General features: G+C 55.4%; 30 protein-coding genes. 27 read left to right on the forward strand and 3 right to left on the reverse strand.

The window, feature by feature from the left end:
• Positions 1 to 137 precede the first annotated feature (137 nt).
• A complete protein-coding gene (locus VH413_15940) occupies positions 138 to 1,118 on the forward strand; it encodes an RNA polymerase sigma factor RpoD/SigA (GenBank protein ID HEX3800186.1) in 981 nt (326 codons plus the stop codon).
• Between the two features lie 164 nt (positions 1,119 to 1,282).
• On the opposite strand, the gene VH413_15945 is transcribed toward VH413_15940, so the two are convergent.
• Positions 1,283 to 1,756 carry a hypothetical protein gene (locus VH413_15945; GenBank protein ID HEX3800187.1) on the reverse strand — a complete coding sequence of 158 codons (474 nt, stop codon included), beginning with the start codon at positions 1,754 to 1,756 and terminating at the stop codon, positions 1,283 to 1,285.
• A 289-nt stretch (positions 1,757 to 2,045) separates the two neighbouring features.
• Positions 2,046 to 3,290 carry a PRC-barrel domain-containing protein gene (locus tag VH413_15950; protein ID HEX3800188.1) on the reverse strand — a complete coding sequence of 415 codons (1,245 nt, stop codon included), beginning with the start codon at positions 3,288 to 3,290 and terminating at the stop codon, positions 2,046 to 2,048.
• Positions 3,291 to 3,572: 282 nt separating this feature from the next.
• Here VH413_15950 and VH413_15955 point away from each other — a divergent pair, with 282 nt between their 5' ends.
• Positions 3,573 to 4,499 carry a serine protease gene (locus VH413_15955; GenBank protein HEX3800189.1) on the forward strand — a complete coding sequence of 309 codons (927 nt, stop codon included), beginning with the start codon at positions 3,573 to 3,575 and terminating at the stop codon, positions 4,497 to 4,499.
• A 21-nt stretch (positions 4,500 to 4,520) separates the two neighbouring features.
• Here the strand turns inward: VH413_15955 and VH413_15960 are convergent, their stop codons facing one another.
• Positions 4,521 to 4,820, reverse strand: a complete 300-nt coding sequence (locus VH413_15960) for a hypothetical protein (protein ID HEX3800190.1) — start codon at positions 4,818 to 4,820, stop codon at positions 4,521 to 4,523.
• Between the two features lie 765 nt (positions 4,821 to 5,585).
• Between VH413_15960 and VH413_15965 the strand changes: the two genes are divergently transcribed.
• From VH413_15965 to VH413_16085, 25 genes are all read left to right on the forward strand, one after another.
• A complete protein-coding gene (locus VH413_15965) occupies positions 5,586 to 6,689 on the forward strand; it encodes a tyrosine-type recombinase/integrase (GenBank protein HEX3800191.1) in 1,104 nt (367 codons plus the stop codon).
• Between the two features lie 242 nt (positions 6,690 to 6,931).
• Positions 6,932 to 7,138: a hypothetical protein gene (locus tag VH413_15970; protein ID HEX3800192.1), complete on the forward strand. Its 207-nt coding sequence runs from the start codon at positions 6,932 to 6,934 to the stop codon at positions 7,136 to 7,138.
• A gap of 73 nt (positions 7,139 to 7,211) precedes the next feature.
• Entirely contained in the window at positions 7,212 to 7,484 is a 273-nt protein-coding gene (locus tag VH413_15975; GenBank protein HEX3800193.1) for a hypothetical protein, read from the forward strand.
• A 772-nt stretch (positions 7,485 to 8,256) separates the two neighbouring features.
• The gene (locus tag VH413_15980; protein ID HEX3800194.1) at positions 8,257 to 8,577 is read left to right on the forward strand and encodes a hypothetical protein; all 321 of its coding nucleotides are present in this window, start codon (positions 8,257 to 8,259) and stop codon (positions 8,575 to 8,577) included.
• 1,974 nt (positions 8,578 to 10,551) lie between these two features.
• Positions 10,552 to 12,045: a hypothetical protein gene (locus VH413_15985; GenBank protein ID HEX3800195.1), complete on the forward strand. Its 1,494-nt coding sequence runs from the start codon at positions 10,552 to 10,554 to the stop codon at positions 12,043 to 12,045.
• 523 nt (positions 12,046 to 12,568) lie between these two features.
• Positions 12,569 to 12,766, forward strand: a complete 198-nt coding sequence (locus VH413_15990; GenBank protein HEX3800196.1) for a hypothetical protein — start codon at positions 12,569 to 12,571, stop codon at positions 12,764 to 12,766.
• Between the two features lie 221 nt (positions 12,767 to 12,987).
• Complete coding sequence (locus tag VH413_15995) at positions 12,988 to 13,872, forward strand: hypothetical protein (protein HEX3800197.1); 885 nt, start codon at positions 12,988 to 12,990, stop codon at positions 13,870 to 13,872.
• 889 nt (positions 13,873 to 14,761) lie between these two features.
• Complete coding sequence (locus tag VH413_16000; protein HEX3800198.1) at positions 14,762 to 14,962, forward strand: 3D domain-containing protein; 201 nt, start codon at positions 14,762 to 14,764, stop codon at positions 14,960 to 14,962.
• Positions 14,959 to 15,189 (forward strand): hypothetical protein, encoded by a 231-nt coding sequence (locus VH413_16005; protein ID HEX3800199.1) that lies wholly within the window; start codon positions 14,959 to 14,961, stop codon positions 15,187 to 15,189. The genes VH413_16000 and VH413_16005 overlap by 4 nt, the downstream gene beginning before the upstream one ends.
• Before the next feature lie 272 nt (positions 15,190 to 15,461).
• The gene (locus VH413_16010) at positions 15,462 to 16,358 is read left to right on the forward strand and encodes a hypothetical protein (GenBank protein HEX3800200.1); all 897 of its coding nucleotides are present in this window, start codon (positions 15,462 to 15,464) and stop codon (positions 16,356 to 16,358) included.
• A 169-nt stretch (positions 16,359 to 16,527) separates the two neighbouring features.
• Positions 16,528 to 16,686 (forward strand): hypothetical protein, encoded by a 159-nt coding sequence (locus VH413_16015; protein ID HEX3800201.1) that lies wholly within the window; start codon positions 16,528 to 16,530, stop codon positions 16,684 to 16,686.
• Between the two features lie 159 nt (positions 16,687 to 16,845).
• Positions 16,846 to 17,568 carry an SOS response-associated peptidase gene (locus VH413_16020; GenBank protein HEX3800202.1) on the forward strand — a complete coding sequence of 241 codons (723 nt, stop codon included), beginning with the start codon at positions 16,846 to 16,848 and terminating at the stop codon, positions 17,566 to 17,568.
• A 71-nt stretch (positions 17,569 to 17,639) separates the two neighbouring features.
• Positions 17,640 to 18,158 (forward strand): JAB domain-containing protein, encoded by a 519-nt coding sequence (locus VH413_16025; protein HEX3800203.1) that lies wholly within the window; start codon positions 17,640 to 17,642, stop codon positions 18,156 to 18,158.
• A gap of 8 nt (positions 18,159 to 18,166) precedes the next feature.
• Positions 18,167 to 18,622, forward strand: a complete 456-nt coding sequence (locus tag VH413_16030) for a hypothetical protein (protein ID HEX3800204.1) — start codon at positions 18,167 to 18,169, stop codon at positions 18,620 to 18,622.
• A gap of 63 nt (positions 18,623 to 18,685) precedes the next feature.
• Positions 18,686 to 19,513, forward strand: a complete 828-nt coding sequence (locus VH413_16035; protein ID HEX3800205.1) for a recombinase family protein — start codon at positions 18,686 to 18,688, stop codon at positions 19,511 to 19,513.
• A 27-nt stretch (positions 19,514 to 19,540) separates the two neighbouring features.
• Complete coding sequence (locus VH413_16040) at positions 19,541 to 20,161, forward strand: ATP-binding protein (protein HEX3800206.1); 621 nt, start codon at positions 19,541 to 19,543, stop codon at positions 20,159 to 20,161.
• 18 nt (positions 20,162 to 20,179) lie between these two features.
• Positions 20,180 to 20,374: a hypothetical protein gene (locus VH413_16045; protein ID HEX3800207.1), complete on the forward strand. Its 195-nt coding sequence runs from the start codon at positions 20,180 to 20,182 to the stop codon at positions 20,372 to 20,374.
• A gap of 11 nt (positions 20,375 to 20,385) precedes the next feature.
• Positions 20,386 to 20,661, forward strand: a complete 276-nt coding sequence (locus VH413_16050; protein ID HEX3800208.1) for a hypothetical protein — start codon at positions 20,386 to 20,388, stop codon at positions 20,659 to 20,661.
• Between the two features lie 248 nt (positions 20,662 to 20,909).
• Positions 20,910 to 22,070 (forward strand): DNA polymerase III subunit beta, encoded by a 1,161-nt coding sequence (gene dnaN, locus VH413_16055; protein HEX3800209.1) that lies wholly within the window; start codon positions 20,910 to 20,912, stop codon positions 22,068 to 22,070.
• Between the two features lie 26 nt (positions 22,071 to 22,096).
• Complete coding sequence (locus VH413_16060; protein HEX3800210.1) at positions 22,097 to 22,594, forward strand: PRTRC system protein E; 498 nt, start codon at positions 22,097 to 22,099, stop codon at positions 22,592 to 22,594.
• A 38-nt stretch (positions 22,595 to 22,632) separates the two neighbouring features.
• Positions 22,633 to 22,842, forward strand: coding sequence for a PRTRC system protein C (locus VH413_16065; GenBank protein ID HEX3800211.1), 210 nt, complete (start codon positions 22,633 to 22,635; stop codon positions 22,840 to 22,842).
• 166 nt (positions 22,843 to 23,008) lie between these two features.
• Positions 23,009 to 24,148 (forward strand): PRTRC system protein F, encoded by a 1,140-nt coding sequence (locus VH413_16070; protein HEX3800212.1) that lies wholly within the window; start codon positions 23,009 to 23,011, stop codon positions 24,146 to 24,148.
• Positions 24,138 to 24,875, forward strand: coding sequence for a PRTRC system protein B (locus VH413_16075; protein ID HEX3800213.1), 738 nt, complete (start codon positions 24,138 to 24,140; stop codon positions 24,873 to 24,875). The genes VH413_16070 and VH413_16075 overlap by 11 nt, the downstream gene beginning before the upstream one ends.
• Positions 24,872 to 25,639, forward strand: a complete 768-nt coding sequence (locus VH413_16080) for a PRTRC system ThiF family protein (GenBank protein ID HEX3800214.1) — start codon at positions 24,872 to 24,874, stop codon at positions 25,637 to 25,639. The genes VH413_16075 and VH413_16080 overlap by 4 nt, the downstream gene beginning before the upstream one ends.
• A gap of 4 nt (positions 25,640 to 25,643) precedes the next feature.
• Complete coding sequence (locus tag VH413_16085; protein HEX3800215.1) at positions 25,644 to 25,967, forward strand: hypothetical protein; 324 nt, start codon at positions 25,644 to 25,646, stop codon at positions 25,965 to 25,967.
• The last annotated feature ends 1 nt before the right edge of the window (position 25,968 follow it).

Genomic DNA, 25,968 nt, shown 5'->3' on the forward strand with positions numbered 1-25,968 from the left:
TTCGCAACCTATTGAATTCCAAATGAACAGCGGATTTCTTAAGGACGGTATGTTTCTAGCGAAGCTTTTTACGGAAACAAACAGGCAGCCGTCACTCGACATAGTTACGAACGCCACCAACCGACTTGATTAAAAATATGCCGATCGAATACGCCATAGATTTCAAACGCGCCAAAGTTCCCTACCCTAAACCTTTGCCGGTTTCGAATTTAATCAACGCCGCTTCCGCTCTCGACACAGCGGAAGACACGAGCCCCGTCGAGACTCACACCGAACGGCAAAAGTATGACGGCAACACGGCATTTAGACTGTATCTGCGCGAGGTCGGCCAAACAAAATTGTTAACACCGGAGGAAGAAGTAAAATTAGCCTTGCGCATCAAAAAAGGCGACAAGCGCGCGCGCGAACAAATGATCAAGGCGAATCTGCGCCTCGTCGTGAAGATTGCCCGCGGCTACGAAGGTTGCGGCATGCCGTTGCTGGACTTGATCAGCGAAGGCAATGTCGGCCTGATGCGCGCGGTCGAGCGCTTCGATCCCAACAAGGGCGCCAAACTTTCGACTTACAGCACCTGGTGGATCAAGCACGCCATCAAGCGCGCGCTCGCCAATCAGTCCAAAACGATCCGCCTGCCAGTGCACGTCGTCGAAAAGATTTTCCGCATGCGCCAGGCGACGACGGAATTACAAAGCGTCCTTGGCCGCGAACCGACCGATCAGGAGCTGGCGGACGAACTGGGTTACAGCGCGAAGAAAATTGCACAATATCGTCTCGCGTCCAATCAGCCGGCCTCGCTCGAAGCGCCGCTGGGCGACGAACGGGATTCCAAGCGCATCGCCGATACGGTCAGCGATGAAAATGCGTTTTCACCCTATCAACATCTTGAGGAAAAGACTAATACCAGCATGGTCCGCGAATTGATTTCAAAACTTGCCCCGCGCGAATTGGAAATCCTGCGGCACCGGTTCGGCCTGGATGGCGAACCCGAAAAAACTCTGGACGAGATGGGCCAAAAATTCGGCCTTACCCGTGAACGCATTCGCCAATTACAAAATGGCGCCCTCCTGAAACTCCGCAAGAGTGTGGAGAAGCTTGAGATGTTCGGCGTGGCTGCCTAAACGGGCAGAATTAATTTAGGCATTAAATCCGTGGCTTACTTCAGCCACGGATTTAATTTGTACCGATCCCCCATTCTCCACCATGTCGAACGTACATAAAAAAACCATCTGCCGGGCGAAGTTTTGATTCGCTCGGCAGACGGCGTCGCCCGGTTTTGGCGCTTTCAGCGTGTCGTGATCGCCGGGGTGGCTGTGCTCGCTTTGCGGCGGCGCAGGATCCGGCGCGGTGTTTTCAACCAGGCGTAGTGACAGTCTTCGCAATAATATTTGTGCTTCATCACGTGCAGGGCGACCAGGGCTTGGCGCGCCAGCGTGGGGATGATGTTCTTACGCGTCAGGTCAGGATATTGCACGCGAGATGAATCGCAGGACGGACAGCGCACAGCGTTGCGCATCACGTCGGCAGCCGGACGGCGGGCCAGGATCGTTTCAGCGCGCTCCAGCAACTGCGACGGCACTTGAACATGATAACCCGCCTTCGGTTCAACCATGAACCAATACCGTTGAAGATTGGTCTCATCCTTCACTTCAGCGGGCATGTCTTCTTGAAGCAGAATGGACTTTAAACTTTCGGCATCCGCCTTGTCGTCGAACGTGGCGATCGTCAGGAAGTTATTCAAACTGGTTCCGGTTTTCATATTTTTACTTTCTTTTAAGGCCCGCGCATTTTGGCCGGCCCGGTTGCTGAATTATAATCAGCTTTGGATGTGCCAATCTCGTGGACATGTGAAATCCCCTTGATTTTGTTGGGTTTAGCCAGGACATCGGCCACCTGTTCCCGTTCGTCCAAACAATTTGCGCCGGAACTTGCCGCAATCTGCCGCGCCGCAATATTTCTCCGTTGTTTTAATTAACCACAAAAAGAAAACATTCCTTTCTCGCTGTTGCGCAAAAGGAATGTTTTTAACAATTCGATGCCACCGGGAGTTATTGCGTTTGTCCCGTTGAATTTGAAAACGGCACATTGAGCGGCGTAGCGTGAACTTCTAATTGGTTATCCACTTTATCAGCCGATACCACCTTTGCCGCCGCTTCGCCGATCAAGCGCTTTTCCTCCGCCGTATCCACCGGACCGGACAATGTCACCTTGCCGTCCACGGTAACGATTTTAATATTCCTGGCGTCCGTTGAAACGATGCCGTTGTTGGTCATGATGAACTCATGAATCTGGCGTGAGATTTCGTCATCCGACAGGTCGGGGCGGGGCGCGGGCTGCTGGTCGCGAGTGCGAACATTTTGCGCATTGAGATCCATATCCCGCGTGAGAAAATAAGGCTGAACATGGTAGTTATCATATATGTCGCCAATGGACGCGGGTTCAAGCGCGTAACCCCATTCGGAGGCTTTGAAATGCGGCGATGCTCTGAATACTTCGCTGGAAGTTTCGAGGGCAAGACTCGTGTGGTCTGAATTCCAATGGAAAGCCGTAGGTGGCACTGCGCGAAAGGTTTCATCAATGCCAAGAAAACCGCCGGTGGCGAGCACTACTTCCACGATGCGACCGTCATGCAAATCGAGCACGTAATCATTGATCTTGCCCAGGCGTTCATCCAGGGAATTCATCGCTGTCGTGCCGGTCAAACGAGTCGCGCGCGCGATATATCCCAATTCCGGCAAGGGAGCCGGGCGATCCGATGAATAATAGTTTTCCACTCCATGAGTGGAGGCCGTGCCCAGCGCGGGTTGCTGGTCATGGACAAAATAAGGCGCCACTCCAAAACGCTGATAGGTTTCGCGAATCTCGACATATTGGGTCGCTTCGTTCCACTGCGATAAGTTGAACTCAGGCGAATTTCTCAGGACATTTGCATCGCCGTCGAAACGCAATGCCCCGCGTGTGCGGTCCGAGGCAAAACTCGACGGCGGCACGGCGACAAGTTTTTGGTCCATTCCCAATGCGCCATTGGGAGCAATGATCACTTCGGCCACGCGGCCATTTTGCAGGTCCAACGCCAGTTCTTTCACCCGGCCAAGCTTTTGATCTTTTTCATCCACGATCTCGCGGCCGATGATTTCTTTGGCGCGCCGCAAATCACCAAGCGATTCCGTCGGAACGCTGCGTTGAGCCGCCGCCACATCGCGATCACGCAATACCGGATCATTGGCATCCGCCTCATCCGTTCGCGCGGAAACGGTGGCGCAACAAAGCGCTGTGGCGCTTATAAAAATCAAAAGTTTTGTTCTCACGGCATGGCCTTTCTCAAGTGCGTTTGTTTAATTTCAAACCGCAGTATAATCGAAGCTTGGAGCATGCCCGCGAAGCGGATAAGCGGAGCGGGATGCAAACCAGCAAGTTACAATGAACCTGTCAAATTTCGTCTTCGGCAATTTGCAAAATGAAATTGCCCGCCGTGCAAGTTGCAGCCACGCCCCTCTCCTGTAGGACATTTACCGACGCGAAAATCAGTTGAAATAGACTTCCATCGCGCGCGCGGCGTTTGGTAATTTGACAACGTGCAGATAGATAACGCAGTCCGGCCCTTGCCACTGCGCGCTTTACAAAATTGGCTGATTGAGAAGCGCGCCGGTCTGAACGTCTCTCGCCGCGCAACACACCTCAAACTCCTCCTGCTGGTATTGATTCTCATCCCCTGTCTTTCTCACGGCCAGACATTGAAGCCGGAGGAAATTTATCAAAGAATTTTACCCACGGTGATGACCTTGCACGTGCAGAATGCGCGCGGAGAAAATTATATTGGAACCGCTTTTCTTGCGTTGGATAAAAATGTGGCGGTCACGGCCTGGCACGTCGTCAGCGATGCCGCCAAGGTCACGGCTAAATTTTCTGACGGTCGCGTGGTGAATGTTCAGCAGTTGATTGACAAGGACGAGGAGCATGACATCGCCTTGATCCGGCTCGATGGCGCGAATCGTCCCGAGGCAACTTTATCGGTGGCAGACCCGGCGGTGGGTTCGCGAGCTTACGTCATCGGCGCGCCCAAAGGATTTGATTTCAGCATCACCGACGGATTGGTCAGCCAGCTCCAAACCATCCACGGTTCAGAGCAATATCAAGTCTCCTGCCCCATCTCCGGCGGCAATAGCGGCGGTCCGGTGGTCAATGAGCGCGGTGAAGTTTTGGGCGTGGCCGCCTGGACGCAAAAGGACGCACAGAACTTGAGTTTCGCCATTCCCGCGAGTTTTCTTACCCATCTCAATCCGCATCACACTCCGACGCCATGGAGCGCCGTCGCCGCTGCCAGTGGCAAAATCTCCTTGCTCTCCGCGCAATCTGTTAACACGAGCGAACCCCAGCGCGACATCGCCGATCTGAAACATTTCCTCAACAACTCCGCCGGCGAACGTGTCACCATCACCGTTACCAAAGGTGACGGTGAGAAAAAATTCGACGTCGTCCTGCCGAAAAATTTCGCCCGCTAAATTGACGGAAGCGCAAGCCGCCTATTTGCGGCGTGCAATGCAGAATCCGAGCAAAGCCCCGACCGCAATCGCGAGCCCAACTGCTTGCATCGGTTTTTCCCGGATATACTCCGTCGTCTGTTTCGCCGCCTCGACCGCTTTTTCTTCGACGTAATCAATGGATTCCCGGGCATCGTCCAACAACTCGGACAATTTCCCGTGGGCTTCCGACACTTTGGAATCCGTGATGTGCGACGTCGCTGCGAGCAAAGACTTCGCATGCTCTTTCACCTTTTCGTGGTGATGCGCTCTGGAATGTGAAACCGTTGAATTTCTTTTCATGGTTTTTGATTTAGCAAACACTATGCCGGAAGATGTTTTTGAGTCCCTCGTTAGTTCAGACCCAATCAAATTCGCTCGCCGCTAAAATAATCGCGCGTTTCCATGAAAAAATGCCTCCATGAATGAGAATGACAATCCGTTAATTGAAATTATTCCTTCTGAAGCGATGCCGATAATAGAAAGACCCTCGCGAATTGCATGAAGTTTCAATCTTGGTTCGCAGTATGCCTAAATGACCAACCGCGAAAACCCGGCCGCTGCGGGAGATATATTAACCAAAATGTAGCTGAGAGCTGAATTTTAAGTGCGATGAACAACAAAACGTGAATCGAAAAAATGGCGACCACCGGCAACTTGATCGAATTCGATCAAAACAGGCTCGTCATAAGCTGGACTCCGATAAATATAAAGCCGAGAATTAGAAAAACGCACTTTGCCACAAAAAATAAAAACGCGGGCCGGTCCAGTTCGCGTGGCACTAATATTTCACCCTCGATCGAGCCGGTCGTTCTCCAGAGTTTTTCCTCCTCGCGCCGGATGAAATTTTTTAGAACCAAAGCGCCGATCATGCTTTGAAGATAGCGAATGGCGGAGAGAGAGGGATTCGAACCCTCGGAAGGATTATTACATGCTTTTTCGTTTCTTTTCATTCTTTTACATTGGCCTTTATTCGTATTTGTTTGCTTTGATTTTTTTCGGAAGGTACATTGAGGTACAGTCCAAATGGCTAGCCTTTACAAACGAAGCAATTCTAAATTTTGGTGGTTGAAATTCCGCAATCCGGAGACGGATGCGATTGAACAAATCTCTACCGGCTTTAATACCGGCGATGCGCGGCAATATCTTAAAGCCGTCCAGATGCGGAACGAGTATGCCGTTAAAGAAACAAACTCCGCCAAGGCCAATGCCCTCAACCCGTTTTCCAAATGGGCTCCTGATTATATCAAAACCACCCACGCCAATTCGCCGGGAACGCTCAAGCGTTATTTGAGCACTTGGAACCTTCTGGCGGCTTATTTTTCCGCACTGAAAATAACCGCACCGGCTCAGGTTCGCCGGTCGCATTGTTTGGAGTATGTGACGTGGCGTTCCGACGTTCGCCATTTGAACAATTCCCAAACCGAAAAGGGAAAGCACGTGGGCCGAAACACGATCATTCTCGAATTGCGTGTGCTCCACAAAATCATGCAGGAGGCAGTTAACCGGGAGTTTATTATCGCCAATCCCGCGAGCCGGCTCGGACTGAAAAAAGATCCCTCGCGCGTGAAAGACGAAATTTCTGACGAACAGTTTGCCTTGATCGAGGACGAAGTTAAACGCCGCCTGCGCACCGCCGACACGCCAAAACAAAAATTGGTTGCCGATTACCTTTTCGTGTCCTGGGAAATCGCCCGGCTTCAAGGCATCCGCCTGAAGGAAACTCACATTCGCCTCGACCGTATTAACTTCGCTCACGGCAGCCTGCCCATAAAAGCCAAAGGTAATAAATTTGAAGACGTTCCAATCAATCCCAACCTGCTTCCCTTTCTCCACCAGCTTAAAAAAGACGGCCGCACTTACACTTATGAGATGCCGAAACACCCGGCCCAGCCGTGGTTTAAAGTTTTCAAACGGTTGCGCAAACATTATCTGGGATTTGAAAACATCAGCTTCCACTCGACACGCGTGACTGCCATTACCCGGATGGAGCGCGCCGGAGTTCCCGAGACGGTGATGATGAAAGCGGTTACTCATGCGTCTCCAACCGTTCACCGGGTTTACCGCCGGATTGATCCGAAAGAGCTGGCGCCATATTGGAATGCTCTGAATGTGAAGAAACCCGGCGAGACTTCGGCTTCAAAAAATCCGAAGCACGAAAATCAGGATTAGCCTTGAGCCAGTCCCACCATGCTTTTTCGGTGGTGCGCGAACCATGGGAAAATTGAAAACCAGCCTTTTTTGCCGCAAAAATATACGTGTAACCGTAATGCACCTGCTTGGCAAGTTGCGTCATGTTATAAACAACTATCATTGGAGTTCCATCACCAGGCATTTTCTTTTTTTCTTTCAGAAGAGACATAACTATTTACATTTTTGACAATCAGGACAATGCACCGCACACTTCACAACTCATGAAAAAGACCACCGCAAAAGAGATTTCCAAGAAACAGCCAGTGCCACCGGCCAAGCCTCACCGCTTTAACGTCTATGCCAGCGATGAAGGACTCGAACTGATCAACATTTGCATGAAGCACCGGCGCGTTGACAATCGGTCTTTCTATCTTTTACAACTCGTCCGAGAGGACTGGGAGCGCCGCGGCCGCCCTTCCGAGGGCTGACTTTCAACACGGGCTTCGCGAAGGGGTCCGGCATTCCCCGCGCAATCTGGCGGTCGAATTCTTCTCGAACCAGTTGAGCGATGAAATGTTGTTGGTTGTCCATGACGCGCCACTTCATCAAAGAGCGCGCCACCTTTCCCATCTCGGGGTGCTCTCGGCCAAAGTGCAGCCTGGCGTTAAAACAAATTTTCGTTGTTCCACGTCCACGAACTTTAACTGCTGGTTCATCATCAGGGTAGATCATGATTTGGGTTTGATTGCAGGTTTCTTTTTCGATTTAATTGCCGCGCCGCTGTTTTTCAGCAACGCTAAAGCTTTGGTTTTGCCTATGGCCTCTGAACCGTAAAGGTGAATAGGACCGCGAGCCAATGAGGCATACTCAAGGCAAGCTAAAAGCCCCACTTGCTCAGGAAAAGCGCTTCCTCGACTTTTAAGCGACGGTTTGTCGCGGTGAGTTGAACAATTCGAACTATTTGCTTTCATGCGCTGTTAAGAGGTTCTCGTTTGTTTGCCCGGGTACTTCAGCCATTGCTTTGGGTTGTGGAATTTCTATTTCAAACTTATCAAGAAACTCTTTGACGGCTGTGCGCACGAGATACGATTCAGACCGATCACTTTTCAAAATATAAGTGTCCGCCCGCTTCCTCAGCGCTGGTTCAACTCGGCCCCTTATAACCTCAGTTTTTTTCTCATTTGTGCTCATGTGGTCTGTTGTGGCTCTTTTGTGCCACATTCGGTTACAGTCGTCAACGGGTATTTTTAAAAACTTTTACTTGCCTTTGTGCTACACCGTGCTACAAGTGGCGGCGAAATGTCTAAAGCGAACAAAACAGCAATGATAAGAGCACGTTGCACAACAACGCTCAAAGGTGATATTGCGTGGGCAGCACAAGTTGAAAGCCTGGACGAGGCCGACATCGTTCGCAAAGCCACAGCCGAATATGTGCTCCGGCTTCGGCACCGCCTTAATCCGCCTGTTCCTTTTCCGTCATCCCCAGCACCTCTAGCCAATGCCGCCTGATGACTCAATAGCCGACCGGAATTATACGGAAATTCTGCGAGGGCGCTGCACGAGCGAATTAAAGACTCGGGTTATTTTGTTTTGCGGTAAAAAGGGAATGAGCGAAGCAACACTCATCCGGCTTGCAGTCATTGAATTTTTAGATAGGCAAGAACAGGGATATTCATCTCAAACTTTATTGCTCAATCAGTCCTCGTCGCTTTCAGAAAAGGTTGAAAGGCTGACGCCTCCGGTCAACGAAACCGTTTCTTATCGTAGTTCTAAGAGCAAGCCGAAATCATTTCACAAAAATCGGCGACCGATCCCCGCTCCTAGCCGCAGTTCCGAAAAGGACATTGATCGCAAAGCCTTGGAGATAATAAAGCGGAGGCAGCATTCAACTGGCGAACCTTCTCCAAATACAGAGCCAGAGAAGTGAGCAAGTCATCTACAATCTTGGCTTGGTCTCTTGGGGGCAACTTCATCAAGTATTCGAAAAGCTCGTCCTTCATTGGTTGCTTTTGCGGTCAACGCTCAAAAGGCGCGGACCAATTACACTCCCACCAGGCACCGCGAAGCGCCTTCCCGAGAATGAAACCGGCCGCGCCCAATCGAGCGCGTTACCAGTTCGTCTCGGGATCACAAAATTCGCGGTTTTGGTGAGCCGAACAGTTACGCTAAAAGACATTTTCAATTTAACAGCCCCGTTATGAGACACAATCTCCAAAAAATCGAAGGGCTGTAATCTGATTCAGCATGTTATGTTCCTGATTTTTAACATTTTTTGAATTCAGTCCATTTATGCGAATTAAAACTTGCACGAAATGTGGCGCAGCCAATGTTCCCGCGCAAACGTGGTGCGGATGCGGCACCAAACTTCCCGATCAGGCGATTCAAGATCCTGCCGTTCGGTGCCCGCAATGCCTTTCGACTCAAATCGCCGCCGGCCAAAAGGGATTTGGGGCAGGCAAGGCCGTCGCCGGGGCGGTCCTCCTCGGTCCGTTAGGCTTGCTTGGCGGGCTCGTGGGGAGCGGTAAAATAAAACTTACGTGTCTGAAATGCGGTCACGTTTTTCTCCCTGGGGCATAATGGTATCGCCGCAACCTCACTCCGGCGATCGTTTATTTCCAGCCGCCTCACTCGTTCACTTGTGAATTGGCTCCTTGAAGATAAGCCATTTGCGCTAAATGCCGCGCTATTGTTACCTTTCAGTTTTGGTGTTACCTTTTGATGTAACTACGCAGGCTATTAATTATCAATAGGATGTCTATTTTTGTTACCTTGTTACCCGCGTTACCCGGTTACAACCACACCCTATTGGAATCCGTAACCTCACCTCACCTCACCTCACCTGATCACGTTCCGGCGAAAAAGGAAATTGGATGCGGGTGAGGTGAGGTGAGGTGAGGCCATCTTCATACGTATAGGCATATTATTGGGTAACAAGGGTAACAAGGTAACGCGGTTACAATTAAAGCAAACCGCTTTATATATATATTATTTATTTTAAAGTACTTATAAATAAATAATAAATAGTTTAGCGGTGGCATAATCGTGTTACCCGCGTGTTACCTTTTAAAAAGCCGGGTAACACGCCCCCGCGCCCCAGCCATCGCCGGATCATCCCTTTTGGAATGTGGTAGCTTCGTGCGCAGCCTTCCCGCGCCCGCGCCCACTCCGTCCGCGCGGCCATCCCCTTCGGTTATGTGGTGCATCCAAGTTCCGGCATCGTCATCCGCGTCCACCTTCCTGGAAGCACCCGCCCGCATCGCCAGATCGCCGGCTGCGCGCGCGTGGTTAGCACCTGCACAGACTTATAAAAAAGCCTCATAAAAGTTAAAAATCATACCCCCCATTTGGCTGGTATGGCTTGTTTTATATAGATTTTGACCGGTCACCATCTGGCCAAGCAGGCGTGGTTTTCTCCGCGCTCCGCAAACCTAGAAAAACGCGCACGCAAACTACCTAGTCTGCGGCTTAGGTCGCAAACTAGGCGAGTCAGAGTCATTCGTGTTGTTGTGCTGGCATCTTACCAGCACCACGAGCGACGAAATCAAACGCAAGCAAACATATGTCAAAGCAAACACTCCTCATTGGATACCCAACCGCCGGTGACCGCTGGAACTGGACAGGCCACATGACCGGAATTCTTCAACGCACCCAACAGCGGGGCGCGGGGCCGGTACTCGCACCCGGCGCAACCGCCAAATGGACACCAGAATTGTTAGCCGGGCGCGTCCATCTACAAGTTGGCGCCGCCGATGGCGGCGATATAACAGGGCGCGGCAATGCGCGTCTCAAGCGTTCTCGTGCCGTGGGCGCGGGCATGGATGCAGAGTCAAGGCGGGCATCCGCCCGCGAATCATGGCTCGCCGCATCCGACCTTGCGAGCCGCGCCCAAGCGATTGCGCCCATGGGCACGGACGTTGCGCTCTTGCCCGCCGACCAATGGCGCGAGCTGCTCGATGTCGAGGAGGAGCTACGCGAGACTCGCGCCCGCCGCGCGGCCATCATGGAGAGCATTGCGAGCGACAATGACGAGGGTCAACGCATCCTCAATCTCGCGGGCGGACGTGGGTGGGGCGACGGTCGCCGCATGGTAACCCTACAATGCTCCGGCATGGCCGCCCGCGCCGCCCGTCACATCAAGGCCCGGCGCGGCGTTGCGCCGTCGGACACATCGCTCGCCGATGCCGCCGCCGCCGCCGCCGCTGTCATGTGGTACGAATGGCGATGCTACTCGGCTCTCTGTGGCGACGTGTGGAACGAAACCACCATGCGCCACCTAGCAACCTTCGGCTGGCGGGCAGCCTTCCGCTGCCTGACCTCGCATCAAGCGGCGGGGCGCACTGGCGACCGCGCCGGTCAATCACTCGCCCTGGGCGGCGGGACAATGCTCGCCCTGGACGACGCCAGCGACGTGGCTGAGACACTGACCGCGGTCGCGCCCGTCGTGCTGCCACACGCCACCGCCGCCACCTGCCCCGTCTGCGCCATCCGGACAGCCATCGCCGCCGCTGATGTCACCACCCTCGCCGGTCGCCGGGCAATCGCCACGCGGTTCGGTGGCGACATCCTGCGCCGGTACGAGGCCGGTCTCCTCACCTGCGCCGGTCACGCACTGTCCGCCGCCGATGTCGCCGCGCTTAAGTCGTGGGCGCGGGACCGCGCGACAGTCTTTATCGCTCCTCCCCGCACCGAGGAGGAGCGGGACGCGCAATCCCGCCGCGATGTCCTGCGCTGGATTCGTTCCGTTCTCCGGGTTGCGGCCAAAGGCCGCACCGGCGCAGCCGAGCGGGCGCGGTTCTCCGTGCTCGCGAGGCTCGTCCACGGTCGCGACATCGCCACCGCCGCTCGCGGCGCGGGCTTTGCGTCGGGCCGCGCCGCGCTCGAATCCTTCCGCGCCGGTCAAGTGTGGCCGCGCCTTCGCGCGGCGATTACTGACCGGCTAACGCGCCGGGACAAGAGTCTGATGATGGCCCGGGCGCGGGCCGTCAAGGCCGCAATGGCCGCGATGGCCGCGCAACGCGCCGCGCGGGCGGGATGTGGCAAATCAGCTCAGCGAGCCTCCGTCGCCCGCATCGTGTCACTCGTGAGCGGCGCGGTCTCCGCGCACTACTCAACCGCCCTGCGCGGTGATGTCCCCGCCGCGCTCGCCGGAAAGGTCACACTCACGTTGCCCGCCAGTCGCCGGGCCGTGGTCACCAGTGGCCGCGCCGGGCGCGGGGCCGTGCATCCCCTCGCCGCTGACTGGTCACGCGCCACCACCGCACGCGGCGAGGCCGTTGCCGTCGCTCGCGCCGCCCGCGCGGCTCTCCGCCAGTCGCACGCTGCCCGCCTCGCGGATTGGGATGCTGGCACACGCGGTCTGCGCTCAGGCTGGCTGTCCGGTCACGCCCCGGCCTGAGTCTGTCAATCCCTCCCTCACGCCCGCGCACGGCTCGCCCTGCGCGGTTTTTTCGCGCCCGCGCAACACCCAGCGCGGCGCGGCAACTCCCCTCCCAGCCATCGCCACCCGTCGCGGCATCGCGACCGCGAGCCTGCGCGAGTCAATCTCACTCTATGCAGTTCGGTTGACTCCCCCATGGAGACAACCACCCAGCCATACGCCACCGTTGTTTTGCGCGACTCGCTCGCGAGCCTGCGCACGTCAATCTTAACCTATGGCAGTTTGTCTCATCCGCGCTTTGGAAGCGCGTGAGACTGAAACGCACGCGCCATGTTCGCGTCCCCAGTCACTCCGGCCCGGAGTGGTTGCGGGCGCGGGCAAGTCTGCGCGAGTCAATCTTAATTAATGAAAGCAAGTTAAAGAATTTCCGCGCGGTTCAAGCGGGCGTCGGTTGCCCGTTTGCATCGCCCGGCGCGGTCGCAGTCCTACCCCACTCCCCACTCCTGCGCGGGTCGTTCCGCGCAGACGTGGTAAGTGATTTATGACAGAAACCCAAGCACTCGAAACCCTCGCGTGCGTCAAATTCATGCTCGGTAGAAACTACAAAGCAAAAATTCGGCGCGCATGGGAAACGGGCAATTACAGTGCCGACAGTCTTGAAGAATGGCAGGGAGACCTGCAACGCATTCGCAATACTTTCGGCCCGTCATGGCTCGTCCAAGCCCAACCACCACGCTAAAGCACGATTGCCGGCATCCCCGGCAATCCTCTTTGTCGTGAACTTTTAGAGCATCGTTCCCCGCGACAGTCAGACTGTCGCCGTGGCCCGGTGTTGCAAACACCTTTCCGGAAATGTTTCCCCGGATTCCCTTTCCCTGGACATCTCAACTCCGTTGAAATGCCGCGGGGAAACCCACGGGCGCGGGTCAAAGCCCAACATCGCAGTTACACTGGAAACATATGTTAAGCAAACTCCCGATTGACTCCATCCGCAAAATGCTGGTGGAAGAACAAGACAAACTCGCACGCGAAGTCGGCAAACTCGAAACCCACGCCAAAAGCGCTACAGACGCGCATAAGCAGGGTTTCCCGATGGCCGGCAAAGTGATTTGCGTTATTGAAGAACGCCTGAACGAACTGAAATCAGATCGGAATCCAGACGGCTCTCCCAAGAAACGCCTTATCGCTTCCAACACCCCGCTCGCGAAATACTGGGAGACAGTGACGAAAGTAAATGGCAAGAGCGTCAAGCTCAACAACCATGCCCTTTCGTGTGCGGTGGCATTCGGAACCTACGTCCGCTCCGAACTCATTACGGAACCGGACTATGATAAGTGCGTCGCAAGCTGGCTGGAAAAGGCCGCCAGCATTTCCACGGAACTCGGTGGTGCCATTGACCACCCCGCGGTGATGCAGGCCGCGGAAGTCTTGCGCGACCGTCCCAAGGACGGCGCCAAAGCACTCCAGAACATTCTGGACTCCGTGAAAGACCCGAAACCCCTGACCGTCGAACAAGCCCAAAAGCAACTCGACAAAATCATGGAAAGCGGGCTCCTGAGCACCGTCATCTCCGCCGTCGGCGCGCAAATCGCCCATACGGTGGACGAAGAAGAAGGGCGCAACGCCTACTTCGGCATGCTTACGGCGCACGACATGTTCGCCGTCAACATGGATGGCGACAAACGCCGTTTCGACGACGACAAGCTCGATGCCTGGACACGCGCTTATCAAACCTCGCAAAACTCCGAATCCACCCTCCCCGAACGCGCCGCCGCTTCGGTTGTCATCCACAACCTGACAAGCAAGCTCGAATCGGACGCTGTCCCCATGCAGCAAGCGGCCTAAACCGCCCCTCATCAAAAGCCCGGACGCCTAAAAGCGTTCGGGCTTTTTTCGTTTTCCCATGCGGTCTTTGACAACCGCTTGCCTCTGCTTAAAGGCCGGGTCGCCACACGTGCGACCCGGCCTTTTTTATTTGCCCATTTCCGGCCGTATAAAAACACGCCGGAAAACTCTCCATAAAAATGATCGGCGCAATCTATCCGCGTCCATTTTCCCCTATACCGGCCATTTCAATTTCACCGGGAAACGTGAAAATCGGCAACTTTCTCTTTTTGTCAAACTGAACCATAATGCTTGACCCCTCACGCACGAAAACCGCCGCCGCGTAAAACCACTCCGGCCCGGAGTAACTCAATTTCCCCTTTCTCCTAAAGTGGCTGCACCACCAAGTGCCAAACAAACATCTTGAAGTATGCCTATTGTGTGTTTATCGTGTGTTGTTATGGACACGGCATTAGGCCATTGGTTTTGCCTCCGGTGCAGCAAGCCCGTTGAGTTAAACCAGGACCGTCCGCAAAATTGCTGCGCTGAATGCAGCAGCCCCCTCGTCGAGTTCCACCCACCCACCCAACCGCGAAACGCAGAAACCCCGCGTACTCCTTCCCCATCTGAATCCGCCGGTACCGGCGGCCGCCTCGCCCCCGAACGCGCCCACACCCTTTTCAATAAACTCCGCGAATCAATCTCCTGAAAGGCAACGATGAAACGCATCCTCCTTTTGTGCCTGGCACTAATAGCCGCGCAAAACACCCGAGCAAATTCCATCGCGAGAAATGTTCCATCCCTGATTCCGCACTCCGCACTCCGCACTCCGCATTCCTTCCCAGTCTCAGCCTACTGCCATTGCGCCAAATGCTGCGGACGCGCCAATCAACCTGCGGCGGATGGCCACATGCCCATAGCCGGCGTCACCATCGCCGGCCCGCGCAACATCCCGCTCGGCACCCGCGTTTACATCCAGGGCCTCGGCGTGCGCGTCGTCACCGACCGCCTCGCCCACCGCTTTGACAACCGGTTTGACATCTTCATGCCCGACCACCAAACCGCCCAACATTTCGGCCTCCAAAAACTCACCATCACCATTTTGAAATGAACGCTAAAATGCTGAAACATCATATCGCAGAGTATAATGGCAAAGCCGTCGTCATTGATTACGTCGTAAATCGCAAGCGCGAATTCTCCGTGGCCTGCATGAGGGTTCGCGACAATATTTCCGTTGGAGCAACCGGCATCGTCATTACTCCCAAGGGAGAACGCTTCCTCATCAGCCGTGAGACCAAATTGGCGGTTCCGATCATAACTCCTGCTTGCGCCGCATGAGCACCGAACAATTCCATTTCTCCAAAAAAGGATTCGTGCTCGGCGCACTGGCGGCCATCGCGGTCGTCACCCTGGCCGCGCTCATCACCATCTGGCTTTGCTGATATGAAACGCCTCGCCCGCCTCAACCGCGAAGAAGACCGGAACTTCTGCGCCTCGTTTGAATTTTATTACAACAACGTCCGCAAAGATTCGAACCGCGCTTGCAACTACGCCTGGCGTCTGCTGCAAAAACAATTTCCCCGACTCAAAAAATACCAAGGAGCTTATCCATGAATGCAAACCTCCGTTTCCGCTATAACCTCACCCCGGCCGAGCCCGGCAAACTCTGTGTCCTCCTGCCCACGCTCGATGCCTTTGAACAACTGGTCCACGGGCAACGCACCGGCTTCGGCGCCGCCGTGAATACCGATGTCCGGCTCAACAGCGCGCAGATCCGCGTGTTCGAGACCGAACACAAAGTCGTGGTGGACCTCATTGACTGCCTCATGGTCAAGGCCGCCTACTGGCAAAACATTGCCGCGCAATATCCCGCGAAAACCCTCGACGAAATCGAAATCCTGCTGGGCGAACGGCCGCCCGAACTCGCGCCCATGTCTCCCAGTGATTATCCCGTCGAAGATTTTACCCGCGTCCGCTGCGTCCTGCGCAATGCCGCCGCCGCACGACTGCTTTCCGATCAGGAAATCATCCTCGCCGTTCAAAAAGCCATCGCTGAATATCGCGATACCGACGAGGAAAAACCCGCCACGCTCTTCACCACCAGCCCGCACAACGCCCAGCGCCTCTCGCTCCGCGGCCCAACCTGCGGTCACGCCGCCAACGATCTATTCACGCTCCAGGACGAACACGAATTCAGCCAAATCACAATGACCGGCGCCGAACTCGAGGATCTCCTGCTCAAATGGTTCCTCTATCGCCGCGTCAAACAACCCGCCGCCACCTTTGACGAATCCACCCAAAACGAAGATTGGCAAATAGACGTCGCCCGCGAACTCAACCTCCTCCTCGAAAAAGTCCGCGCGTTCAATGCCACCGCCGCGAACAACGCCCCGATCAATCAAATCGCATTCCACTGCGCCCTCAGCAGCCTGGTCCGCCGCGTCGCCGAATTTGAGAGCATCGAAGTCGTTGAACCCGTCGCCGCCGGCGAAGCTACCGAAGCATGAAACCCGTCCCGCAACGCCTTCAGGAACCGTGCTCTTGGGGGAAAAACCATTGCTGGGCGTTGAATGATCGGTGCGTGAAATGCGGAAAACAAAAAATCACCGGCCGGCAGCGCATGGCGGCATTCCGCCTCCGCCTCTCACGACCCGACCATTGTTTTGATTTCAGTATATGAGCCGTCCGAAAAAATTATCCGTTTTTCGCCACCCGCACTTTTGGCCGATGGTCATCTGCATTGCCGTCCACCTCGCATTGATCATCCACACCATCTGGGTGCTCTATCAGTACTCCATCGGCAACATTTCTCCGACCCCGCCCTACAACGTATAACCGATCATGTTCGCCAAACGCCGCGCCCAATTCCGCGAGAAAGAGCCGTAGCGCCGCCGCTCGCAAGGATTAAAAGCTTAGCCCCGTCCGGGAAATCGGACGGGGCTTTTTGTTGCCTTGGACACCCTTTGACCTTCCCAACTGTGCTACAGTCTGGGCATGTGCGGACGTTATAGCGTGGGAGACCGGGGCGAAATCACCATTGCTGGTATTTATCATGATTTTACCTTTGAAACCCGCTATAACGCCGCGCCCAAAAATTCCCTGCCCGTCATCCTGTTTGAAAATAATGCCGTCACGTCCAAGCCGATGCAATGGGGTTGGGAACGCCCCAACAAACCGCTCCTCATCAATGCCCGGGCGGAAACCGCGCTGAAGTTTTTCCGCAAACCTTGTCTCGAAACCCGTTGCCTTATCCCCGCCAACGGTTTCTACGAATGGAAAGACAAATTGCCCTGGCGCTTTGTGATGCGGGATGACGAAACTTTTTATCTCGCCGGCATTTATCAGAAAATCATTTCCCCCGCGCACGCTGAAATGGAAATGGATCTTACCGACTCGCCACCCGCAAGCTGCGTCATCGAACAATTCTGCATCATCACCTGCAACGCCAATCCGCTCGTCGCGCGCGTCCACGACCGCATGCCCGTCATCCTCAGTCCCAGCCATTATTCCACCTGGCTTAAAGGCCAGCAATTTTCCTCCATCACCCCCGGCCAATGGCCGCGTGGCTTCGGCAACATCGCCCCCACCACCGACCTCGTTGACATCCTGCAAAGCGCGCTCGTTCCGTCTCCCGCCGCCAATATGCACTCCTACCGCGTCGGCCAGCTCGTGAACCATTGGAAGAACGATTCTCCCGACTGCTGGAAACCGGTCTGATTCCAGCTTTCCTTCGCCGATAAACAAAAACTCCGCACGGTCCACCAATGGGCCGTCGTGCCCTCACGATTATGCAAACCTGCTTTGCCTTTGAATCTTCATCCGTCGCACCGCACAAATTCCCCGCGCAACCCCACGAATGGAAAGTCATCTCTCTGCGTGAATGCCCAACGCCGGAAGATTTGCTGCTTTGCGAGAATCCAAAGCCTGCCGCCACCTACTGGCGGACGCACGTCACCCAAGCTCCGAATTACAATCCTGAAGTCGAATGTTTCGTCGTCCTGATCTTGAATACCCGCCGCCGCATCAAAGGCCATTACCTCGTCGCTACGGGAACCATGGACACCTTGCTCGTCCACGCGCGCGAAGTCTTTCGCGTCGCCATCATGACCAGCGCTGCCGCCATTATTCTCTGCCACAATCATCCCAGTGGCGATCCAGGTCCGTCGGAAGGAGATATCAAAGTCACCCGGGACATGGTGCGCGCCGGTCAACTGCTTAAAATCGAAGTCGAAGACCACATCATCATCGGCGCCGGCCGCCACTGTTCCCTTCGCGAACTCGGTTACATTTCCCCCTCAACCAAATAAATAAAATCATGCCACGCTTCAATCCTCTGCGCCCCAACGCGCCCGTCAAACCCCAACGCCCTCAGCCATTGCCCAAGGGCGATATTCCACGGCCGCCCGTCATCTCGCACTCTCCTACGCTCACCGAGAACAACGCCAAGGACGGCCTCGAACTGCGTTTCCCCACGCGGCCCGATGAACCCACCCTCGCCGCCTTCCATCGCACCGCCGAACTTCCCGCCGCGCACCAATGGCATTGGCATCGCAAATTAAAATATTGGTATGCCCGCCGCAACGACGTCACCCGCAAATTCGCCGAACAACTCATCTCCGGCAATCCACCCGGGCCAGCGCCAGTGCCCAACGTCGTGAAAGTAAATTTCGACGAACAACCCGCCAGCCAGGTCGCCAAATCCATTCCCATCAATCCGCCTGCACCCGGCCAACTACCCGCCTGGCGCACCCGTTTCCTCCGCAACGCATAGCCAATCGGTCCCCCAATGGGCCGTCGTGCCCTCACGACTCTGCGCAGTTCAATCCTTCATTGTATGACAACTAATTCTCCGCCCGCCGCCATTTGCCTGGGCTATATCCGCGTGTCCACCGATCGTCAGGAACTTTCGGTGGACGCCCAAAGCGAAACCATCCGCCGGTACAGCACCGCGTATCAGTTGCCCGAACCCATCATCTTCGCGGAAGCGAACGCCAGCGGCGCTTCCGTCTTTGCCGAACGCAAGGAAGGCAAGCGTCTCGTCGCCGTCGCTCACGAAGCGCTCGCCGCCAATCGTTCGGTCACCATGATCATCCCGAAGGTGGACCGGCTCGGTCGCGATACCATTGACGTTTCCCAAACCGTGAAGCTGTTTCACTCGCTCAAGGTCCGCATGGTGTTCCTCGATATCGGTTGCGATACCACCACGCCCATGGGCATGGCCTTCCTTCAGATCGCCGCCATTTTTGCCCAGCTTGAACTCGCCCGCATCCACGAACGCATCGCCGCCGGCTTCGAGGAAAAACGCTCCAAAGGCGAACTGTGCGGCACTGTGCCGTATGGCTGGGACGCCGTCGAAACCGGCGAAGCTCGCCCCAAAGGCAAACACACCGTCAACATCCGCAAGCTCGTGGACAATCTCGAAGAGCAAAAATGGATCCTCTACATGGTCCAGCTTCGCAACGCCGGCTGGGGCTATCACAGCATCGCGAAAAACCTCAATGCCCACAACGTCCCCACCAAACATGGCCGGGGCGACATCATCAAATACAAAGGCGAAACCCGCTTCAACACCGGCAAATGGCAATCCGGCAACGTCGCCAAAATCATCAACTCCAAAACTGTAAAAGACTGGCTCGCCACTCGCGTAGCCGTCGCCGCCTGATTTTAATTCCACACTCCGCATTGAATTATGCTTCCCACCCGATATATCCCCAAGTCGCCCGCCGATTTCATCGGCGATGCCAAAACTGTTTCCCTGCAACTCGGCCGCGTCGCCACCGATGCCAAAGCCCACGCCAACGCGCCCATCAAAGTCCTGTTCAATGGCGAGCCCGGCATCGGCAAAAGTGCCGTGTCGCGCTATTTGATCACCCTGCTCGGCGCGAACCCTTCCGATAAATGGTCCTACAAAAAATATAACGGCACTCAAATCAAACTCGAGACCGTGGAAGAAATCGCCCGCGACTTGCACTATTGCGATATCTACGGCGCATACCGCATCATTTGGATCGAGGAAGCCGACATGATTCCCGCCGTGGCCCAGGTTCGGTTCCTCACCCTGCTCGACGATCTGCCCGATGGCGCCGCCGTCATCTGCACCAGCAACTGCAAGGTGGACGAATTCAAAAAGCGTTTTCAAACCCGCTTCAAAATTTATGAAATGGCTCCCCCGCTGGAACACGAAGTCCAAGGCCTGCTGCGCAAGTTTTTAACCGACGAGCGCACCATCACCCACATCGCCTTTGGCGCCGCCGGCAATGTGCGTGCCGCGCTCATTGATGCCGAAAGCGCCTTGCAGGCCGCCGCTTAAATGATTATGTTCTGCCGCATGTCTGATGCGCCATCCATCGCCCAACTGCGGCAGAACGTCGTCCAACTCGAACGCCAGCTTGAACAAATCATCAAACGTGGCGAAGGCAGCGGTGAACCCGATCACGAATCCCTCCAACGCACCCGCCGCGAACTCGAAGAAGCCCGTCAGTCCGTGACTGATTGGCACATCTCCCACGACGGCCGCAATTAAAAAAAACGATTATGGCAAAACCAAAAGCAATAACCACGGGAGCCGCCTACATTAAAGTAAATTATCTCCTGGAAGATTGGGGGCAATTTAAGGGCGATACCTTTAACATCCGCGTGATGGATGAAAAACGGTTGCTAACTCCACGGCAAAAAATTTCCTTGCTCAAGGCAGCAATCAAAAAATTCGAACAGCGGTTCCCGGATCACGAAATGCAAAAACCTGATTACGTTCCTGGGTTCATTGCCGAAACTAAAGGCGACGGTGTAATCTGGTTTTCCCGCGCATAATTCCGCACTCCGCATTCCGCACTGACACTCTTCCAGTAACTGCCTCCGGCCCGCACGCCGTTCGTGCGGGCCTTTTTGATTTCTAGAAATAAAGCTTGCCTTGTGTGTTCGTCGTGTGTTTTATAGACACCCGATGGACACACGTCCAGCGCGCCGCGCTAACCCCGTTTTCTTTCTTTTCAGTACCCGTCTAGCCCAAAACTTTTCGCCGTGTGGCGGAAATCTCCCACCCCAACCGCAATCCGCATATGATGAAAATAAGTCTCCCGCGTCAGGAGCTGACCAAAGCCCTGAACATCGTCCGCAGCGCCACCACCAAAAATGGTTCGCTGCCCATCCTTGCCAACGTCTGTTTGCGCGCCCAGGGCAAAAGCCTGGAACTGCGCGCCACGGATAACGACATCTCCATCAGCACACGCATCCCCGTGGACGTTGAGGAAACCGGCTCCTGCACCGTCAACGCCGCCATGCTCTACAACCTCGTCAACAGCTTCAGCGGCGATCAACCCGTCGAACTGATTGAACTCACGCACGATTTGAAAATCGAGTGCGGCCAGTCGCGCTACAAACTCGGTTCCATGCCCGCCAAGGACATGCCGCCGGTACCCAAGCTCGATGATTCGCGCGAATTCCAACTCACCCAGCACATCTTCCACAGCCTCTTGCTCGCCACCGCTTACTGCCAGGGCGCGGATGAAGCGCGCGCCATGCTCCAGGGTTCTCTCGTGCGGCTCAACGGCAGCCTCACCGTCGCCGCGTGCGATGGCAAACGCCTCGCCGTCGAGTCCGTTCCGTTGCCCGAGGGGGTCGCCGGCGCAAAAGCCGATTTCATTCTCCCGCAAAAGGCCGTCAAGGAATTGCTTCGCCTGCTCTCCACCAAAAAACCGGGGGAAAATGAAACCGCTCTTACCGTCACCGCCGGCATCGGCAAAAACGCCGCGCACTTTCAAATCGGCGAAACCCTCTTGAGCAGCAAACTCATGGAAGGCAAATATCCGCCTTACGAAAACATCATCCCCAAGGAACTGGGCGAGGGCATCCCCATCAATCGCCACCTGCTGTTAAGCACGCTCCAGCGCGTCAACTTCGTGACGGACCTTTGCACCCTCGAATTCGAAAAACAAAATCTCACCGTCCGCGGGCGCGGGAAAGACATTCCCGGTGAAGCCGTCGAATCCTTGCTCATTCCCGAAACCAAATCGCTCACCGTCAATTTCAATCTCCCCTTTCTGATCGAGGCGCTATCGGCCGTGGATGACGATGAAGTGCGCCTCTATTGCATCGGAGAATTCAAGCCCGCCGTCATCAAAGTCGCCAGCCGTCAATGGCTTTCCCTCACCGCCGCCATCACCCCGCCCAGCAAAAAGTCGGAAGAGAAACCCGCCGAAAAAAAATCTGAAAGCAAATAACTCAATTCCCTAACCGCCAATAAATCATGTTCAAAGAACTCACTCCAATATTGAAAAAGGGCGATACCCTCGTCCTCCACATCACGCGCGAAAACGAAACCCAGTTCCGCGTGAACGTCACCCCCAAGCTGTTCACCATGGACGGCCAGCACGGTGAAGATCGCAAAGCCCTGAGCCAGCCGCTCACCATGGTCGGCACGGTCGAGGAATTGGATTCCCCGGAATTCGCCGCCACGCTCGAACGCTTCCAGGTGTCCACCGTCGGCCTGCGCAACACCATCGCCGACGTCGAGGCCGCGCACCAGCACGCCAAGACCTCCAAGCTCGCCCCTAAATCCAAGCCTAAAGCCGCCGCGACCACCGCCGCCGCGTCCGATGCATCCGCTGAAGGCGAAGGCGAAGGCGAAGGCGAAGGCGAAGGCGAAGGCGAAGGCGAGGACGAACCCGCAGAGAAAAAGGAACAGCCAAAACCTGCTCCCAAAGATAAATCAGCCGAAGCAGCCACCAGCGACCTCGGCATCTAATCCATTTTCAAACCACAACCCAATAAGAAAAATAATCTATGCCCCTCGAAGCCTCCAACATCGCTCGGAAATTCGTTTATAAAGGAACTGAACTCGCGGACCCCAACCCGGTCATCAGCGTCGAGCAAGCCCGCGACATCCTAAGCACCGACCACCCCGAACTCGCCACCGCCGCGATTGACGGACCGGTGATGAAAGGAAATGTCCAGACTTACACCTTCATCGTCTCCGCCGGCACCAAGGGATAATCATGCCGCGCCGTAAATCGTCGCCGCGCGCGCGCCGGAAAACCTCCGGTCGCGCGCGAGTCAAATCACCCGCGCTTTCCCTTCACGAGAAAATTGCCATCGCCGCCCAGGAGCAAGGCGGAGAAACCATTCCTCCCCTTCCCATCAACAATCCGAAATTCACGGTATGCAGCAAAGCTCTACACAAACTCGCCCGGACGACTCACGGATTCCGTTTCGCCATGCCGTCATCGCTCCTTGCGCCACCGCTTTAGCCCTCCCGGACCTTTCTGCCTGCTTGCCCAGCTTCAAAGTTGAAGGCAGCAAACAAAGCCTCGCCCAGTTTGCCGAAGGGCTAGCGGATGCAAACGTCCTGCAGGACCGCCACTGGACCGGCCACATTGGGAATTCTTGCGCCCGCGCGCTCGCCGAACTTTGCGATACCGCGCGTCCGGATCCGCTCGTCAAACTCAAACTGCATTTTACCGACGATGCCTCTGAACTCGGGTCATTCCATGATTTCGATTATCGGAAAAACAATGCACCGGAGAATGTCGGCGTCATTTTTCTGACTCTCGACATGGAGTCAACCTACATCAAACTCATCGGCCCTACACTACGCGAATTGGAAGCTGCGCTGCCCCGGCTCGGTCAAACGGTTCTTAGTACCCTCGACGAAGGTCTCCACAATTCCTGCCGGGGCATGACACCGCGTAGCGCTTATGGCTGGTGTCAATCTGCCTATTGGCGCGGAGAAATGGACGAGTCCGATTTTATGGACGAGATCCGTGGTAACTATCCGCCTGGAACCAGCGATGCCGACATACGTAAAGACTATAACATTTACACAAAGGCGGAGTTTGATAAAGCCATTCCCGGCTGGGCTGGGAGCGGTGCTATCAAACCATTTTCCTACCGTGCGCTTCTCGCCCAGCGCATCAAGCACCCGCGCCACAAAAATATCGTCATTGCCACACGCGCGCTGATGAAAGGACTTGAAACCCTAAGCCGCCGCTCCAAGTCATGGAAGCTTTCATCCGACTTCGATCGCTTTGAACATTTGGAATGGGAAGTTTGCCCGTTCCTTTTGAACTGGAACAAATACGACAATCAGGGCGGGGGCGATCCCATGTGTCAAATCTGGGACGACGTCATAAACCCAATGTTTGAAGCCGGCGAATCGTCCATGGAAATCAACGCCGCATTCGCCTGGTGGGACAAACCATCCATCGAACGCGCCGTCGTTCGCCTCCGCAATTATCTCCACATCATGCAACTCACTGAAAATCTCATCAAATTGATCGGAAAGGACAACTATGCGCGTTGAAGCCAAATTCGGAAATGCCGAGCGCAACTTTCACCTTGCCCACGCCGTTCTCATTTACGAGGAGCAGGGTTCTTCCAGCGCCGCCGCCGCTTCTATCCATGAAGTGGATCTTGTGCATGGGCGGCCCGTTCTCAAAGCTGGCCAGCCGGTCACCGTTGCCGGTGTGGAAGCACTGGCCGAATCCCTCGGTCGAAAGCTCGAGAACCATCTTCTCCCCGAGCGCATCCTGAGCATTAGCCTTTCGCAGATGACGTGGTGGTGCCCGGCGCGCCGCCGCCGCATCTGGTTCAAGCCATCGGGGAGCGATAAGGACGTCAACGAAGGATTGCGCAAACTCAACGGACGATTCGTCATGCATCCGCCACTCTTTTTCGCGGCAAACCGCGGCCTCCGCGTCTTTGCGCTCGCAGAAAACAAACGTCCTGTCGCTGACACTCCGCTTTACGTGGCTCCCTATTATAATTGCGATGCCAACGGCTCGCTCTGCAAAGGGTCCGCCCACTTTCCGGACATTGCCACACCGTCGCTCATCGAAAAATTCGAAGCCGGATTTTTCGACTCCGCCTTTTCCCATTCCAACTACGGCCACAAACTCACCCGCCATCCTGATTCACACCTCGGTCTTTGGCGTGAAATGCAGACCGCGAAAGTTTTCCCGCGCAAATATCTCCAGCCCTACAACAGCACCAAGCTCGGTTCATGGCTCAAGCATCAAACCAATCTATGATTCCTCATAAACTCCACAAAGATTTGGTCGGCGCGCAGGTGAGCATTGACTTGGTCGGTTGCGGAGGCAACGGCTCGCAAATGCTAAATGGCCTTGCCCGCATGCACATCGCCCTTCAATCCCTCGGCCATCCCGGCCTCAAAGTCATCGCGTTTGATGGCGATTCTGTTTCCGAAGCCAATGTCGGCCGCCAGCTTTTCAGCCCTTCGGACATCGGACAAAACAAAGCTTCCGTCCTGATTCATCGGCTGAATTGTTACTATGGTCTCGGCTGGACAGCCGTGCCCAGGATGTCGGACGGCGGAACTTTGCAGCCGCACATCGTCATCGGCTGCGTGGATACCATCACCAGCCGCCGCGCGATCAGCCGCAACCACTTTCACTACTGGCTCGATTTAGGCAATCGCGATCGTACCGGCCAGGTCATCCTCGGCGCGCCCAAATGGTACCACAACAAAGGCGATCACACGCGCCCGCGCACCGTCCTCGAAATCTTTCCCGAACTCAACCGCGGCAAAGTCAAGGAGGACAACACCACGCCCAGTTGCAGCCTCGCCGCAGCATTGGAACGCCAGGACCTGTTCATCAACCAAAGCGTGGCCACGTGGGCTTTGCAACTCCTCTGGTCCTTCCTGCGCCATGGTGAAACCTATCATCAAGGCTATTTCATCAACCTCGAAACCGGCAACGTCCGCCCCATTCTCGTCCCTCAACCACCACCCGGCAAAACGCTGGCTGAAATCTTTGGCGGAAAACCCGCATAAAACTATGAGCACCTCCAAACCTTATGCCGCCACCGTCTTTCCATGGCTGCGCGCTAACCTTGGTAAAAACTGCCTTGGCGTCCTCACCGGCACGGATGCCCGGGCGCTCCAGGCCGCCGTCCAAATCGCTGAACTTTACGCGTACGATCGGCGGCCGCAAGTCGCGGTCGCTTTCGGCACCGTTGTAAAATCCATGCAACCACAGGCGCGCGAACTCGCCTACCACGCCATCGCCCATCCGCGCGATTGGACCGACCGCGAAACCATGTGGGTCGAAGCCGGCCTCGACAAAATTCCAAATTCCCGCCGCTGCAAATTTGAATCCTGAT

The organism is Verrucomicrobiia bacterium (assembly GCA_036268055.1).
GTDB lineage: Bacteria > Verrucomicrobiota > Verrucomicrobiia > Limisphaerales > Pedosphaeraceae > DATAUW01.

Coding starts and splice junctions, on each gene's coding strand:
- VH413_15940 (HEX3800186.1), top strand. CDS start 138: ATGCCGATCGAATACGCCATAGATTTCAAACGCGCCAAAGTTCCCTAC.
- VH413_15945 (HEX3800187.1), bottom strand. CDS start 1,756: ATGAAAACCGGAACCAGTTTGAATAACTTCCTGACGATCGCCACGTTC.
- VH413_15970 (HEX3800192.1), top strand. CDS start 6,932: ATGAAAAAGACCACCGCAAAAGAGATTTCCAAGAAACAGCCAGTGCCA.
- VH413_16085 (HEX3800215.1), top strand. CDS start 25,644: ATGAGCACCTCCAAACCTTATGCCGCCACCGTCTTTCCATGGCTGCGC.
- VH413_16010 (HEX3800200.1), top strand. CDS start 15,462: ATGAATGCAAACCTCCGTTTCCGCTATAACCTCACCCCGGCCGAGCCC.
- VH413_15995 (HEX3800197.1), top strand. CDS start 12,988: ATGTTAAGCAAACTCCCGATTGACTCCATCCGCAAAATGCTGGTGGAA.
- VH413_16025 (HEX3800203.1), top strand. CDS start 17,640: ATGCAAACCTGCTTTGCCTTTGAATCTTCATCCGTCGCACCGCACAAA.
- VH413_15990 (HEX3800196.1), top strand. CDS start 12,569: ATGACAGAAACCCAAGCACTCGAAACCCTCGCGTGCGTCAAATTCATG.
- VH413_15985 (HEX3800195.1), top strand. CDS start 10,552: ATGGGCACGGACGTTGCGCTCTTGCCCGCCGACCAATGGCGCGAGCTG.
- VH413_16060 (HEX3800210.1), top strand. CDS start 22,097: ATGTTCAAAGAACTCACTCCAATATTGAAAAAGGGCGATACCCTCGTC.
- VH413_16050 (HEX3800208.1), top strand. CDS start 20,386: ATGGCAAAACCAAAAGCAATAACCACGGGAGCCGCCTACATTAAAGTA.
- VH413_16080 (HEX3800214.1), top strand. CDS start 24,872: ATGATTCCTCATAAACTCCACAAAGATTTGGTCGGCGCGCAGGTGAGC.
- dnaN (HEX3800209.1), top strand. CDS start 20,910: ATGATGAAAATAAGTCTCCCGCGTCAGGAGCTGACCAAAGCCCTGAAC.
- VH413_16075 (HEX3800213.1), top strand. CDS start 24,138: ATGCGCGTTGAAGCCAAATTCGGAAATGCCGAGCGCAACTTTCACCTT.
- VH413_15980 (HEX3800194.1), top strand. CDS start 8,257: ATGAGCGAAGCAACACTCATCCGGCTTGCAGTCATTGAATTTTTAGAT.
- VH413_16045 (HEX3800207.1), top strand. CDS start 20,180: ATGTCTGATGCGCCATCCATCGCCCAACTGCGGCAGAACGTCGTCCAA.
- VH413_16000 (HEX3800198.1), top strand. CDS start 14,762: ATGCCCATAGCCGGCGTCACCATCGCCGGCCCGCGCAACATCCCGCTC.
- VH413_16015 (HEX3800201.1), top strand. CDS start 16,528: ATGAGCCGTCCGAAAAAATTATCCGTTTTTCGCCACCCGCACTTTTGG.
- VH413_16030 (HEX3800204.1), top strand. CDS start 18,167: ATGCCACGCTTCAATCCTCTGCGCCCCAACGCGCCCGTCAAACCCCAA.
- VH413_16005 (HEX3800199.1), top strand. CDS start 14,959: ATGAACGCTAAAATGCTGAAACATCATATCGCAGAGTATAATGGCAAA.
- VH413_16065 (HEX3800211.1), top strand. CDS start 22,633: ATGCCCCTCGAAGCCTCCAACATCGCTCGGAAATTCGTTTATAAAGGA.
- VH413_16040 (HEX3800206.1), top strand. CDS start 19,541: ATGCTTCCCACCCGATATATCCCCAAGTCGCCCGCCGATTTCATCGGC.
- VH413_15960 (HEX3800190.1), bottom strand. CDS start 4,820: ATGAAAAGAAATTCAACGGTTTCACATTCCAGAGCGCATCACCACGAA.
- VH413_16070 (HEX3800212.1), top strand. CDS start 23,009: ATGCAGCAAAGCTCTACACAAACTCGCCCGGACGACTCACGGATTCCG.
- VH413_16020 (HEX3800202.1), top strand. CDS start 16,846: ATGTGCGGACGTTATAGCGTGGGAGACCGGGGCGAAATCACCATTGCT.
- VH413_16035 (HEX3800205.1), top strand. CDS start 18,686: ATGACAACTAATTCTCCGCCCGCCGCCATTTGCCTGGGCTATATCCGC.